We start from the raw sequence: 14595 nt of genomic DNA, 5'->3' as shown, positions 1-14595 counted from the left end.
AGACTAGTCAACTTATTACTGCCCAATTCCAATCAAAATCCGATCCGCGAATTTTCCGATGCTGACACCAAAATTATTTGAACGATTCCAATTCATCAGAGTGCGAAAGTTGTTAGTCACTAAAAATGCTCTACCCGCTTCTTTATCAGGACGAATGAGCCAGAGATTAGCATTTTTCATCTTATCTAGCTTTTCAAGCTCTTGGTCAGTTGGGTAAGCAAGATAAATACCCCAAGCCTGCCACTCTCCTAAGTTTTTAGCTTTATTCTCCTCAAGCCCTGAGAAAGAGAGATCAATAGGATTATTGAATTTTACTTCCACTCCCCATGGCAATTTATTATCCCAGCCGACGGTTGAAAGGTAAGAGGCAATAGAAGCAAAAGCATCATATTCATTGTTCCAAATATCTTTTTTACCATCATTATCGCCATCGGCTGCATAAGCTAAATAAGTGGTTGGCATAAATTGAGTTTGCCCCATTGCACCTGCCCAAGAGCCTTTCATTTCCGAGCGTTTAAGCGTGCCGTTATCCAACATTTTCATCGCATTAACAAACTCTTGGGTGAATAATTTATCGCGACGTCCATCAAATGCTAGTGTCGCTAATACTGAAAGCACATCGAAATTACCTTGATAATTTCCAAAACTGCTCTCCATTCCCCATAATGCCAACAGATATTCTTTCTGTACGCCATATTTTTGACTGGCTTTAGTTAAGGGCAAGTTATAATCGTACCAACGTTTTACTGCCATATCGACTTTAGCTTGCGTCAGTACCTTATTTAGATAATTTGTTACGCCATTAGGATTAGGTAGCGGCGTATTTGGGGAGTGTTTTCGAGCCGCTTGTTGTTGATCTAACTGCACTGCTCTTACGTTGTAGTTAATCAAATTCTGTGCATTTAAGACACGTTCTGAAACTCCCTCGCCTGCTGCTTTCTGTTTTAGAAAAGAGACATAATCATTAAAATTGCTTACCGAACGTACTTTGCTATAAGCCACATCCATTGGCAAAGGTGCATAGAGCGTATAATTCTGCTTATTGCTTGAGCAGCTTACCAACGTGAGTGTTAAAAATGTCAGCGGGAAAAGTAAAAATTTTTTAGATTTCATCTTTATTCAATTAAATATTGACCATACGATTAGGGCGAATCACATTATCCGCGGTAATTTCCGCCACGCCCAAGAATTGCTGTGTGTTTGAAAAGAGTCGCACAAGTCCATAAACTTGCTCGCCATTTTCAAATTTCACTCTTTGACCAAATTTAACCGCTTTAGTTTGTGATTCATCTAAATTTATTTGCGGAAGACTTGCTACAGCAGTATCCATCGGTAATAACAAGCGATCTAATTCTTGTTGTGGAAAGCTCTCTGCCAATAATTGCAATTCTTCAATCGGCATCATCTCTTCAACAGGATAATCCCCCACTGCCAAACGGCGTAGTACGGACACATGTGCACCACAACCAAGCACTTCGCCCAAATCATCCACCAACGTGCGGATATAAGTCCCTTTCGAACAATGCACTTCAAGCGACAAATAAGGGGCTTGATATTCAACAAATTTCAGCTCAAAAATAGTAATCGGACGAGCTTCGCGCTCTACCGTAATACCTTGGCGTGCATATTCATAAAGTGGCTTGCCATTATGTTTAAGGGCAGAAAACATCGTCGGCACTTGCAAAATATCGCCACGGAATTGCGGCAATGCAGCCAAAATATCCTCTTCAAACACATTCACTTCACGGGTTTCCACCACTTGCCCTTCGGCATCGGAAGTATCTGTACGTTCACCCAATTTCGCCGTCACAAAATAACGCTTGTCCGAATCCAACAAAAACTGCGAAAACTTGGTTGCCTCACCTAAACATATCGGCAACATCCCTGTCGCTAAAGGATCAAGAGCCCCCGTATGCCCCGCTTTATTGGCTTGAAACAGGCGTTTCACCTTCTGCATAATATCGTTAGATGACATTCCCTGTGGCTTATCTAATAGAAAAACACCATGAACATCACGGAATTTTTTACGAGGTCTGCCCACCGATTAGTCCTCTTTGTGTTTTGCTTTATCTTCACGAATCACGTTAGACACAAGGTTCGACATACGCATACCTTCCACCAACGATTCATCGTAAATAAAACGCAATTCAGGCACAATACGCAAGCGCATCGCCTTACCCACTAAAGAACGGATATATGGGCTAGCTTTCTCCAAGCCTTTCATGCCTTGTACAATCGCATCTTGATCGTTATCAAACAAGAAGGTCACAAAAATTTTGGCATACGCCAAATCACGCGATACTTCCACATCCGACACCGTTACCATCCCAATACGCGGGTCTTTCACCTCACGTTGTAAAATCACCGCTACTTCTTTTTTCAACTCTTGCGCGACACGGTCGCTACGTTTAAATTCTCTGCTCATTATCTTTATCCTATACAATAGTAAAAATGCGATATTTTACTGGAGTTTACAGAAATTAGCACGAAAAATCACAGCAACCACTATGTTAGATAATCCGCTACTGAATCAAAAAGACTTTCTCTTCTTCCATCGTTTGTTGCGTTTTAGCACATAATGCTTTCAGCAGGTGCATTTCCTCATCTTGAATTTCATCTTGCACATCATCAAGTTCATTGCGTGCTTTGCGAAGCTGTTTGCGTAATTTAGAAATGGATTCTTGCAAATCAATTTGGCGTGCTAAGTCATTTTCCGTCACCATCTCACGTTCTTTTGCTCGCATTTCCTCTTTAATCTCTAAAATCAAATCTTCCACTGCTTGCATTTGATCTTTTGCCCAAGCCTGAATACGCAACATTTCCGCTTTCAATAAAGCATCATTTTCCACCTGAATCTGTTGCTTCGCATGCCCAATTTGTTGATGGATTAAATCTGCAAAAGCAAGCGGTGGATTTTCTGTCAAACTTTTCACTTTTGCAGAAAGAGAAAACAGACGTTGGCTAAATTCGCCATCGGTAATCGCATTTCCATCTTGATCGCAAATACTAAACACCAACGCATCTTGTTTTTCCACAGGCGATGTGACGCAAATTTTATCTAATTTCAGCCAGCCAGATTGCCCTTGATAACGTTCTAACAAACTAATTTTTTCAGGATAATGGGCATAATCGAACACCAAAGCCACATCAGGCGTGTGGGCATTGAGTGCCGTCTGAACACAATATTGCCCCAACGGTTGATGAAGGCGATATTCTTGCCCTGCAATCTGTTGAGAACGGTTTTTCTTCGGCAACAAATAACGCCCGAGCGAAATCCCATCCACAGGCGAATCATTCAGCAAGAAATACCAATCAGAATGGTTAAAAATAGCTTTATCCGCCAACGCAAATTGTGTCACCCCCCAGAACCACTGCTCCATTGCACTTTACCGCTCCCGTGCCATCACTTTTAAGCGATCAAGCACTGATTGATCAAACCGTTCCATCAAGGCTTCTTGCGTTTCTTTCATACGGTCGCTGATTCTATCGGCAAATTTCGCTTGCAGTTCATCAAAGGCATGCTGAATTGCTTTTTCTGTTCGACAAGTGGCATAAATGTTGGCGATTTGATTTTCAATATCCACGCCCGATTCAATCTGCCCCAGCACTTCATCAGAAGCCCCTAACACACCTTGGAAAAGCTTAAATTTCTCCGTGAGTAGCTCCAACACGCGTTGATCGGCAAGATTACGTTTATTAAGAAAATTCACCACAACTACGTCAAATTTTTGACCATAACGATGACAACGCCCAATCCGTTGCTCTACTCGTTGTGGATTCCAAGGCAAATCGTAGTTAATCAGTAGCGAACAAAATTGCAAGTTTACCCCTTCGCTTGCCGCTTCCGTAGCAATCATAATCTGTGCATTTTCGCAGAAATGTGCAATCAAGGCGGAACGTTTATCTACATCAACAGATCCTGTTACTTTTTCCGTCCCCGCATTGCGTGCTAACCAATCATGGTAAATTTGGGTAGATTGTGCATCGTTATTCGTCCCACTAAACATGACTACCTGATTGGCATAGCCATTTTTTAGCAAGAAATCATACAAATAATGTTGCGTGCGAACTGATTCCGTAAAAATAATCGCCTTTTGTGCCGCCCCCAGTTTCGCCATTTCGCCAAAGCCTGTTTGCAAGGCTTTTAATAACGCATTGAGTTTACTGTCGCCGACTAAACTTTCTGCTAAGCGAATAAAGCCTTCAATTTCGAGAATCTCTTTATCTAACGCATTGAGATTTAACGTGCCGCCCGTTTCTGGCGTTTCTTCATCAGCATCTAAATCCTCATCGTTTACGCCTTCATCAGCTAATAATTCATCAACGACGGCAAGTTCAGAAGAAAGCTCGCCTGTATTTTTCAACGATAACAAGCGGTCTAAAATCGCACGCAAAGTGCCGAGCTCCGCCTGTGGGCTGGAAGCCAACAATTTACGCAAAATCAATGCTGTCAAATGTTTGTGCTGTTTCGGCAAAGCGTAAATCGTCTCTTTATGTAGAAAATCGGAAATTGCCTCATAAAGTTGTTGTTCCGCATCACTAGGCATAAATTCCTGAGTGATGGTTTTCCGCTCCGTATAACGCACATATTCCAGCACATTTTTCCGCAACGTCCGCTTAATAAACTTCGCCATACGGCTTTTCAGCTCGCTTAAATTCCCTTTTCGCACAAACTCTTTTTGGAAGAATTTTTTATCGCCGAATAAATGCTCATCTAATAATGTTGATAAGCCATAAAGCTCCATCAATGAATTTTGCAATGGCGTTGCCGTCAGCAACAATTTCCGCTTACCGCCAAAGGCTTGACGCATTGCCTTACCCATTTTGTTATCGATTTTGTAAGCGTTACGCATTTTGTGTGCTTCATCAATCACCACCAAATCCCAATCAAATTGCTTAAAGGTAGCCATCTCTTTGGTAGCATATTGGTGCGAAACGATCATCACTTGTTGTTCTAGATGGTTTTTGCAAAAATGCAGCAATTTTGAACCGCTCTTTTGCCGCATTTCTGCCATCACAACCGCTTTATCAACGACCAATGTCGGCAAATTAAATTTCTCGGCAAGTTCATTTGCCCACTGTTTCCGTAAAATCGCAGGGCAAACAATCAGCAGTTTGCGTTTCCGCTCCGCCCACATTTGGCAAATTACTAAGCCCGCTTCAATGGTTTTTCCTAAGCCAACTTCATCAGCAAGTAAAACACCTTCTTGTAGCGGATTTTTCAATGCAAACAACGCCGCATCAATCTGATGCGGATTCAGATCGACTTTCGCATCAAATAACGATTGCGACAAACGGTTCTCATCGGTGCGACGGCAACTGATTTCATTGGCAAAATAACGGGCATGATAAGGCGTAATGCCAAAGCTCAAACTATTCATCATTCATTCTCCCAAACATTTCCGCCAAGTAGTTTTCATTCTTCATAAATAAAATATGTTGTTCAGCAAGTTCTTCTTCGGTTTTGTGCATATTCGTCCAATCGGCTAAATCGGTAACGGAAAGAATAAAGCTATTCAAAACCAAATTCGGATCGCCGATTTTCTCTTGCAAGATTTTCACTTCTTGATAAAGCCCGAATTTAGGATCGTTTTCGCTCATATGTTTCACGCCTTTTGGATCAACAAAACTCAGCCATTGCTTGCCCGATTGATGATCCACCACCCAAAGCAAGAAATCAGGGTAAAAATTCCCTGCCAGTGCAAAGCCTAACCCTCTCTCTTTCTTATCCGCGTTTCGCATTAAATAGAGCGACTTACCACCCAACCATTCTGCCAGCTTGCCCGATTTTTCCGCTTTCATTAAATCGTGCACAAATTTTTGTTCACTTTCGGCTTTTATCGGCAATGGTGAAAGTTTTACAGGTAGATCCGATTTTTCCAAATGTAATAACGGCGAGAATAGATGTGCTTTAAAACAGATCATCTGCAACTCGTTAAACGGTCTCGGGAGATTCATCGCCTTTTCCAAATCACGCTCACGTACCAATTTTGCTAATGCTTCCAATTTTTCGACCGCACTTTCACGATTATAAACGGCAGGATCTTCATGCAACTCAAACTGATATTTATCCAACAGCGAACCATTTTCTTCCGTCACATAAGCCATCTCAAAGAATTGGTTTTCATAAGCCGCTTTTAACCGTTGATAGAACATCTCCGTGTAGTTTTTCAGCAGTTCGATAAGAATCTCTTGCTGCTTTTCCACATCAGCAAAGCGGCGGATTTCCATGCTAGAAGCAGGGGAATATAAACGATACCAGTTGTGGTTCTCTGCTACGAATTTTTGCAAGCCTGTTTTACTTACGCGTAAATTCGACCAAGTACGTTCCATTTTATATTGTTGCAATGTAAGATAAATTGCATCCCAATCGAAAAAATCGACCGCTTGCGGATTGAGTTTTACTTCTAATCGCTCATCATTGAGCGATTGGCGGATCATATTTTGGCTCGAACTCATCGCTTCCAATTTCGGATATAAATCCATCTCTACCAAAATCGGCTTAATTTTGCCCTGATATTTTTCAGGCACTTTGTACAGTTCCGCCGTTTCTTGGCGTTTAAAGCCCATTTTCTGGTTATCTTTGTAGCCATCTTTTAAACGTAGCGTTTTAAGTTGTACGCCTTGTGGCAAAGTTTTCACCACAGGAAATTCCACTTGCAAGGTTTCTTCCGTGTTCACGCCCTCTTCCAACAAATACTCGCGGAATTTCTGCATATAATCGGCTTTTATCCCAAATACATTCAACGTTTCTAGCTTATCCAAACCCAACCCTCGCGGTGGTTTTACCGTTCGTTTAAGGGAAAAGCCCACCCCTTTCAACCGCACGCCACGCCCAAAAAGCTGGATAATCTGCGAACCTTCACTTTTGCCCATATTGAGCAAGCCCATGGTAGAAACCCGCCAGCTCGACCACCCTTCGGTAAATTTCCGCGAACCGATCAATAAATTAAGTTCACTATTTTTACAATTAATCTCCGCAAACAAACCTGGTGAAAACTCATCACTTCTCAGGGTTAAATGATCGTGCTTCGCTGCCTCTTTCATTAAGGCGTTACTGTCGCCCACATTGATCACGCCAAATGGCGTATGCCCGCCCACACTTAACGCTACTTCACCACTGGCTTTTTTGATTTGCACTAATTCAAGCTGCTGTGCACTTTCTGCATTAAACACTTGCTTCAAAATATCCGCATATAGCCCTTCAACATCACCCTGCCAATCCATTAAATGATGAAAACGATGTTTAAAAATCGCATTGCCTTTGCTATCTAACAACGTGGTTTTATCTTCCACAAATTCTGTAAGCCACGTCAAAACTTGCGAGCGATGTTGCGGATTTAAGAAAAATGCCAATAAGGAAATCACTTGAAAAATATCGCTATCTTCCGCGTTCACCGTATTGCCCACAAAAATCCACAGCGGTTTTTCAAGGTTGTAAGCGGTCAATTTGGGTTGATGTTTTGCAAAAAGATATTGCTGTTGATAAAAAGAAAGCAAACAAGCGATAAAATACTTCCGCAAATTCTCTTCGTTGGCATAATCGTCCTCTTTCATATTCAAAATCAAACTCTCTTTGCCATAGCCGTCCGCATAGAAAAATTTGTAGGAATAATCGAACAGCACGCATTTCGCATAGGTTTCAAACACCGATTTTTGGCGTGCTTCTTGCTTATCCGCATAGCTTAATGGCAGTTTTTGTACGTCCGCTTTTTTGCTAATACCCTGTGCTTTGCCCAGTTTTTTCTGAATCTCAAACTGCATATCTGCAACGGTTTTGCGATCTTTCACCGCTTGTCCGAAAGTTGCTGAATACTCAAAGGCAAACCCATCACCAATCATTCGTTGGCGACGGCTCAACCATTCGTTACCTGATGAACCACGATGCCCTTCATCAATCAAAATCAACTTATTCATGGAAGAAAAACTCTCCACCGCCACGGTGCTTTCACCTGTTTTTTCAGCAAGTTTGCTGATTTCAATAATTTGAATATCGTTAAATAAACCGCTATTTTGAATTCCTTTATTTCTATCAAATATTGTCGCTGATAAATTAGAGGCGATAAATTCGTTCAAATGTTGTTTTGATAATCCTTCATTCGGCGTAATCACAAACACGGTTAAATCATGGCGGTTTTTGCAATACTCAAAATATTGCAAAATATTCACGTGCATCAATAATGTTTTGCCACTGCCTGTAGCATTCCAAAAGGCGATTTTATTTAAATCTTCTTTGATGTAAGACTGAAATTCAGGTGCTTGATTATCTTCCGCTAAATGTGCTTTTAATTGGGCATTCAGTTGGCTTAACAATTTTTCAGGGTGATTAAAATAAAAATCCAAATAAATTTCTGCAAATAATAGCGAGAGATATTGGAAATATTTTAGATTTAAAATATACCCTTCAGTTTTATTGCGTTGTTCGGTAATTTGTTGCCAATGTTTAATGATATTGAGATCGTAACGGCGTAAATCGTTATGCGAAATCAAATCGGTTTCAAATAATTGATTTGTCAGCTCGTGGAAAAATTCTGTTTGTCCATCAGAGGCGATGCCCTCTTTATCGCCTAAATAATCTTTGAATACCTTTAAATCTTGTTGATTAAAGAGCGATAACACCCATTGGTTTAATATTAAATCTTGGTGAAAAGTGCGTGACATTTTAGCTTCCTTTATTTTATCAATCACGAGGTTGATTTTACTTCTGCCAAATCTCCCCTACCTCTCTTTGCTAAAGTGGGGATTTCTTTAATACATTAATAATTAATAATTGTTGTCTTATTTGCATTATGACTAAGTAATATTGAAGTAAAAAACAGATCTTTAATTCTGCTTCGATCTAATCCCCTCTTTAGCAAAGAGAGGTAGGGGAGATTTGGCAGAAGTTATTGCAACCTCATAAGTCACTCATTCCGCCATTCCCATAATTCACATCACCCAAACATACGCTCTAAAAACTCTGCTTCAATCGACCGCACTTTCAGCGTTTTCACCACGTCATCGCTATCGGCAAACACCGTTGGAATATTATGATCACCGTTGATATACACCACATCAAACTCGCTATCTTTCGGGTTGATATCACGGCTTTCTAAATAACGATTCAACTCTTCATAGCCCACACAATTAACATCTCGCCAAATAATCAGCGTTTCTTCACCGCTTGGCAATTTACCTAAAACCGTGACAATGCCTCGTTTTTCACGCTCATCATTCACCTGCTCTACACGTAACCCAATCAAATAATGAAAGGTTTCTACCAAGTCGATTTTTTGTGCTTGATACGCCCCTGCCGAGCTGGTAGCGATATTAAGCTCATAATCAAATGGCTTAGCAAAATGATCGGTAGAAAGCAACGAACCTCGGCTTTCCACATCCAGCATATAGTGCAATAAATAGTCGTTCTGTAACGCTTCATTTTGGGCGAATAAATCGCTTGCAGGCTGTTTTAACTCTAAGTTATTGAGTGTATCTTCATAGCTTTCTAGTTTTAGCACTTTAACGATTTGCGATACGCCACCAAACGCCCCGTTATCTGCTTGCGGTTTGCCGTCTTTCCATTCTTTAGCAAAAATCACTTTTTGCACGCGTGGTTTTAGCACCGTATCAAAATATTCGCCTTGTTCTACCAGAATATATTTGCGGGTGCCTTTATCTTCTCGGTTAAGATTGATCACTGCGTGGGCAGTTGTGCCAGAGCCCGCGAAGTAGTCCATATAAATAGGTAATTTTTCATTATGCAGTTGAAAAATTTTCTGCATAAACTCAATAGGCTTAGGCTTTATTTTATTTAATTTTTCTTTTGGGATAGCATTATTAAATAAAGAGTGAAGTAGTTTTGTACCATTTGTTGTTGTCCCTACATCATCCCAAAGTGTATTTGTGACCTTACCCTTTTCTTTTGCCTCTTCATAAAAACGTTTAAAAGCAGGTTTTGTTTTACCTGTTTTTCCAAACAAAATTCTGCCGTCTTTCAAATATGCATCAACAGTTTCTTTTTCAAACCGCCAACAACGGCCTTCTGGTGGATAAAATGTTTCGCCTGTATTTGGGTTTGTAATACCATAACTTAAATTTTCTCTTACATTTGGCGCGTCCAAAGGATCTAATTTCCATGCCCCACGTAGATCATTGTCTGGATTTTCAAAGCCATCCATTGTTTCAGGCAATCTGAATTTACTTTTATTTTTATCTAATACAACTTTATTTTTTGCAAAAAATGTTGTGTGATTGATTGCCCCTGAAATTAAAGCATCGCTAGACATTGATTTTCGGCTATTCCAAATAATATCGCCAACAAAATTATCATTTCCAAAGCTATCTGCCATTAAAATTTGTAAACGAGCATACTCTCCATCATCTGTACTAACCCAAATGCCTGAATTATCTTGAATTAAATCTCGTGCTAATTCAAAACGGTTAGACATCATTGCCACCCAAGATGAATGTTGATAATTATCTTTATAGATAAAATCGTTATCTGAGCCCGTATTATACGGCGGATCAATATAAATACATTTTACCTGTTCTTTATATCTTTCCTGCAATAAATTGAGTGCTTGGAAATTATCAGAATGAATGAGCAATCCGTTAGTTTTATCGTCCAAATGTTCTATTTCTCTCAATACATCAGCTTGGAATGTCGGTTCAAATAAAGCGGTATCCACCACCAAGTGCGGATAGTTTTTGCAAAGTTCTACCACATTTAGACCGCTTGTATTCACGTTAAATAGCGCTTGCCATTGAGCAGTTTGTTTTGGATTATCTAATGCTGTCTGCACTTGGGCTTCGGTTAAATGATCTAGCGTAATCAGATAATGACAACCTACTACAAATTTCTTTTTCAGCCACAATTTCTTTTGGAAATCTTCTAATTGAGCAAGAAAGGCGATAATTTCTTTTGCTACTGTTTTTAGCGTTTTAATCGTTTGGAAGTTTTGCTCAATATGTGAAAAATCAGTGCTATCTTGAATATTATCCAAGTTCATCACTTCATTTTTGATATAAAAATCCAACTCTTGATTTAAAAATTTACCAAGGTTTTTGTGAATAAAATAATCGGCGGTGTTTTTAGCTGTATAGTCGGTGAGATATTTTTCAAGCAGCGTACGAGTTTTATTCGTATCCGTTGGCTTTAATGTAAAAATTTCTTGAAAATCATCTGAAATTGCAAAATTTTGGATTTTTTCCACCGCTTGCGTAATGTAATCCGATTGTTTTTCTTTTTTATTTACTGCTTTGTATTCAAAACGAAGAGTAAGTAAATCGCCTTTAATATCAAACGGTAAAATATCCGTTTGAATTTCATCGCCATTTGCGTCCGTTTCAGTTTTAATTTGTGGTTCAATTAAGGCAAATACTCTAGCTTGCTCATTATCCTTGCGGTTATCTTTTGCAGTATCCGCATCCACTAGCCGGAATTGTACTTTTTTGCCGTTTTCTAATGTGAAAGCATAATTACTGAAACTTTCGCCTGATTTGGTGTAATACTGGTCTTTATTTGCCCAGTGTAGCATCACTTCTTCGCCGGCATAGGGAATGGCGTAAGTATCGCCTTTATAGCGACGTTGGCTGATAAAATCGCCATTGTCGTAATAGCGGGAAAAGAAGGTGAAAAGGTGGTTATAAACGGCAGTTTCTTGCTCAGGTTTGCCCGCCAGTGCAGTTTGAATTTTTTGAGGGAGTGTGGTTTCCAGAAAGGTCGCAATTTCCGCTGTGCGAGAATTGAGGATGCGATAGATCCCGAAATCTAATTCCGGTTGATTAATTTGAAAAATTTCCTTGAGTTTAGATATAAGTTGTGCAACGTGAGGTGAGGCATATTTTTGTCCTTTTAAAATCTATATGTCAAGCTATTTCTGATGAAATTAGATGTTTTTTCTTGTGAAATCAATAGGTTATGTATCCATAAAAAAGCGGTCTCATTTCGCAAAAAATTTGCAAAATTAAACCGCTTGTAGGGTATGTGAACTAAGAATTCATGCACGGAAATTATTTAACTTGCGTGCGTGGAATATATTCCACACCCCCTACCGATTAAATCGAACGCTTAACCTCAACCACTTCGAATACCTCGATTTGGTCACCAACTTTAACATCGTTGTAGTTTTTCACGCCGATACCACATTCCATATTACTACGTACTTCAGACACATCGTCTTTGAAACGGCGGAGAGATTCTAACTCGCCTTCAAAAATAACCACGTTGTCACGCAATACACGGATTGGGTTGTTACGTTTCACCACACCTTCGGTTACCATACAACCAGCGATTGCACCGAATTTCGGATGACGGAACACATCACGTACTTCAGCCAAGCCGATGATTTCTTGTTTGAATTCAGGTTGAAGCATACCGCTCATCGCGGCTTTAATTTCGTTGAGCAATTCATAAATGATTGAGTAGTAACGTAAATCGATGTTTTCGTTTTCAATCACACGACGTGCTGTTGCATCGGCACGCACGTTAAAGCCAACGATAATTGCATTTGATGCTGCCGCTAAGGTTGCGTCTGTTTCGGTAATACCACCTACACCAGAACCTACTACTTTCACGCGTACTTCGTCAGTTGAAAGTTCGTTTAATGCTTGAACAATCGCTTCTACCGAGCCTTGTACGTCTGCTTTCACGATGACGTTCAATTCTGAAACATCGCCTTCCGTCATATTGCTAAACATATTTTCAAGTTTTGCTTTTTGCTGACGAGCCAATTTCACTTCACGGAATTTACCTTGACGGTATAACGCGACTTCACGTGCTTTTTTCTCATCACGTACTACGGTTGCTTCATCACCCGCTGCTGGTACGCCTGAAAGACCTAACACCTCAACTGGTAATGATGGACCAGCTTCATCCACTTCTTTACCGTTTTCATCACGCATCGCACGCACACGACCATATTCAAAACCACAAAGTACGATGTCGCCTTTGTGTAAGGTACCCGATTGAACTAAGATAGTTGCCACAGGCCCACGACCTTTGTCTAAGTAAGATTCGATCACAACACCGCTTGCCATACCGTCTTTCACTGCTGTTAATTCAAGCACTTCAGATTGCAATACGATAGCGTCTAATAATTCATCAATACCCGTTCCTTTTTTAGCAGAAACTGGTACAAATTGCACATCACCACCGAATTTTTCAGAGATTACCTCATATTGGAGTAATTCTTGTTCTACACGGTCTGGGTTTGCTTCTGGTTTATCAATTTTGTTCACCGCAACCACTAAAGGTGCACCCGCCGCTTTAGCGTGTTGGATCGCTTCGATAGTCTGTGGCATCACGCCATCGTCTGCTGCAACTACAAGCACCACGATATCTGTTGCTTTCGCACCACGTGCACGCATTGAGGTAAACGCTGCGTGTCCTGGAGTATCTAAGAAGGTAATCATCTTACCGTCGTTGGTTTCGACGTGGTATGCACCGATGTGCTGAGTAATACCGCCCGCTTCACCTGCTGCCACTTTCGCTTTACGGATGTAGTCAAGTAGTGATGTTTTACCGTGGTCTACGTGCCCCATAATGGTTACCACTGGTGCTCGAGTCACTAACTCAGCATCAGTATCGCGATCGCTCATTACCGCTTCTTCTAATTCATTTTCTTTGCGAAGAATAACTTTGTGACCCATTTCTTCTGCCACTAATTGCGCAGTTTCTTGGTCTATCACTTGGTTAATCGTTACCATCTCGCCCATCTTCATCAGGGTTTTGATGATTTCCGTTGCTTTTACTGCCATTTTGTTCGCAAGTTCCGCAACGGTAATGGTTTCGCCAATCACAACATCCGCTTTCACCACTTGAGCTGGTTTAGTAAAGGCCTGTTGCAACGCAGCCCCTTTTTTACCTTTGCCCTTACCTTTTTGATCACGTTGGTTGCGACGATCTGCATTGCGTTCGTTTTTATCATCTTCCCGACCGCCTTTTTTCGCCTTCGCTACACCTGATTTACCACGACCACGGTTGCCTTCGCTGCGGCGATCATTATCACGCTCTGCATCACGTGCATAGCTTGAAGTAAAGCGTTCATCTTCGAAATCATCATTATTGTTATCGCCCGCTTCTTCACGTTCAATTTCCGCTAAACGACGTGCATTTTCTGCTGCACGTTTCGCATCCATTTCTGCTTTTTGACGAGCTAACTCTTCTTGCTTACGACGAAGCTCAGCTTCTTCTTTTTTCTTCGCTTCTTTTTCAGGATCAACCGCTTTCTCTTGTTTTAGTGTTTCCACTTTTGGTTGAGCTGGTTTTGTCACTTTATTTGGCATGATAGGTGCAGCAGGTTTTTTCGCGGCTTTAGCTTCTTCGGCTTTTTTCGCCTCTTCTGCTGCTTTTGCATCAGCTTCAGCTTTCGCTTTTACCTCTGCTTCACGAGCTGCTTTCTCTGCTACTTCTTTCTCTTTTGCCGCTTTTTCTAAAGCTAATTTAGCTTCTTGTTCCACCTTCTCTTTTAATGCTTTTGCATCAATCGGTGCTTTTTTCTCTTTTACTTCTACGGCTTTAGTTTTACCGCCCGTTGTTGTCGCATTCGCTTTACTCGTTTTACGAGCACCGCCTAATGAGAGCGTTTTTTTCTCAGTTTTTTCTGTCATTATAAA

Annotated in this window: 6 protein-coding genes and 1 pseudogene; all 7 read right to left on the bottom strand. The window is 40.7% G+C overall.

The window, feature by feature from the left end:
• Window positions 1-15 precede the first annotated feature (15 nt).
• Entirely contained in the window at window positions 16-1113 is a 1098-nt protein-coding gene (locus tag B0184_RS07140) for a lytic murein transglycosylase (RefSeq protein ID WP_005709905.1), read from the bottom strand.
• A 10-nt stretch (window positions 1114-1123) separates the two neighbouring features.
• A complete protein-coding gene (gene truB / locus B0184_RS07135; protein WP_005710004.1) occupies window positions 1124-2041 on the bottom strand; it encodes a tRNA pseudouridine(55) synthase TruB in 918 nt (305 codons plus the stop codon).
• A gap of 3 nt (window positions 2042-2044) precedes the next feature.
• On the bottom strand, window positions 2045-2425 hold the full coding sequence (rbfA, locus tag B0184_RS07130) for a 30S ribosome-binding factor RbfA (RefSeq protein WP_005709945.1): 381 nt from the start codon (window positions 2423-2425) through the stop codon (window positions 2045-2047).
• Between the two features lie 97 nt (window positions 2426-2522).
• Window positions 2523-5381, bottom strand: a pseudogene (locus tag B0184_RS07125) (SNF2-related protein).
• Window positions 5374-8661 carry a DEAD/DEAH box helicase family protein gene (locus B0184_RS07120; protein ID WP_005709961.1) on the bottom strand — a complete coding sequence of 1096 codons (3288 nt, stop codon included), beginning with the start codon at window positions 8659-8661 and terminating at the stop codon, window positions 5374-5376. Before B0184_RS07120 ends, B0184_RS07125 begins: the two are co-directional and overlap by 8 nt.
• A 272-nt stretch (window positions 8662-8933) precedes the next feature.
• Window positions 8934-11516 (bottom strand): site-specific DNA-methyltransferase, encoded by a 2583-nt coding sequence (locus B0184_RS07115; protein ID WP_232609938.1) that lies wholly within the window; start codon window positions 11514-11516, stop codon window positions 8934-8936.
• Between the two features lie 520 nt (window positions 11517-12036).
• Window positions 12037-14589 (bottom strand): translation initiation factor IF-2, encoded by a 2553-nt coding sequence (gene infB, locus B0184_RS07110; RefSeq protein WP_005710002.1) that lies wholly within the window; start codon window positions 14587-14589, stop codon window positions 12037-12039.
• Window positions 14590-14595: the final 6 nt, after the last annotated feature.

Origin of the sequence: Haemophilus paraphrohaemolyticus, from assembly GCF_002015045.1 — a bacterium.
Classification (GTDB): domain Bacteria; phylum Pseudomonadota; class Gammaproteobacteria; order Enterobacterales; family Pasteurellaceae; genus Haemophilus_A; species Haemophilus_A paraphrohaemolyticus.
Note: the sequence above shows the minus strand (reverse complement) of the source record. Positions and strands in the feature narration are given on the sequence as shown.

Excerpts from the sequence above, each read along its gene's own strand:
- B0184_RS07140 (WP_005709905.1), bottom strand. The coding sequence starts at position 1,113 with ATGAAATCTAAAAAATTTTTACTTTTCCCGCTGACATTTTTAACACTC.
- rbfA (WP_005709945.1), bottom strand. The coding sequence starts at position 2,425 with ATGAGCAGAGAATTTAAACGTAGCGACCGTGTCGCGCAAGAGTTGAAA.
- B0184_RS07120 (WP_005709961.1), bottom strand. The coding sequence starts at position 8,661 with ATGTCACGCACTTTTCACCAAGATTTAATATTAAACCAATGGGTGTTA.
- B0184_RS07115 (WP_232609938.1), bottom strand. The coding sequence starts at position 11,516 with ATGCTACACTGGGCAAATAAAGACCAGTATTACACCAAATCAGGCGAA.
- infB (WP_005710002.1), bottom strand. The coding sequence starts at position 14,589 with ATGACAGAAAAAACTGAGAAAAAAACGCTCTCATTAGGCGGTGCTCGT.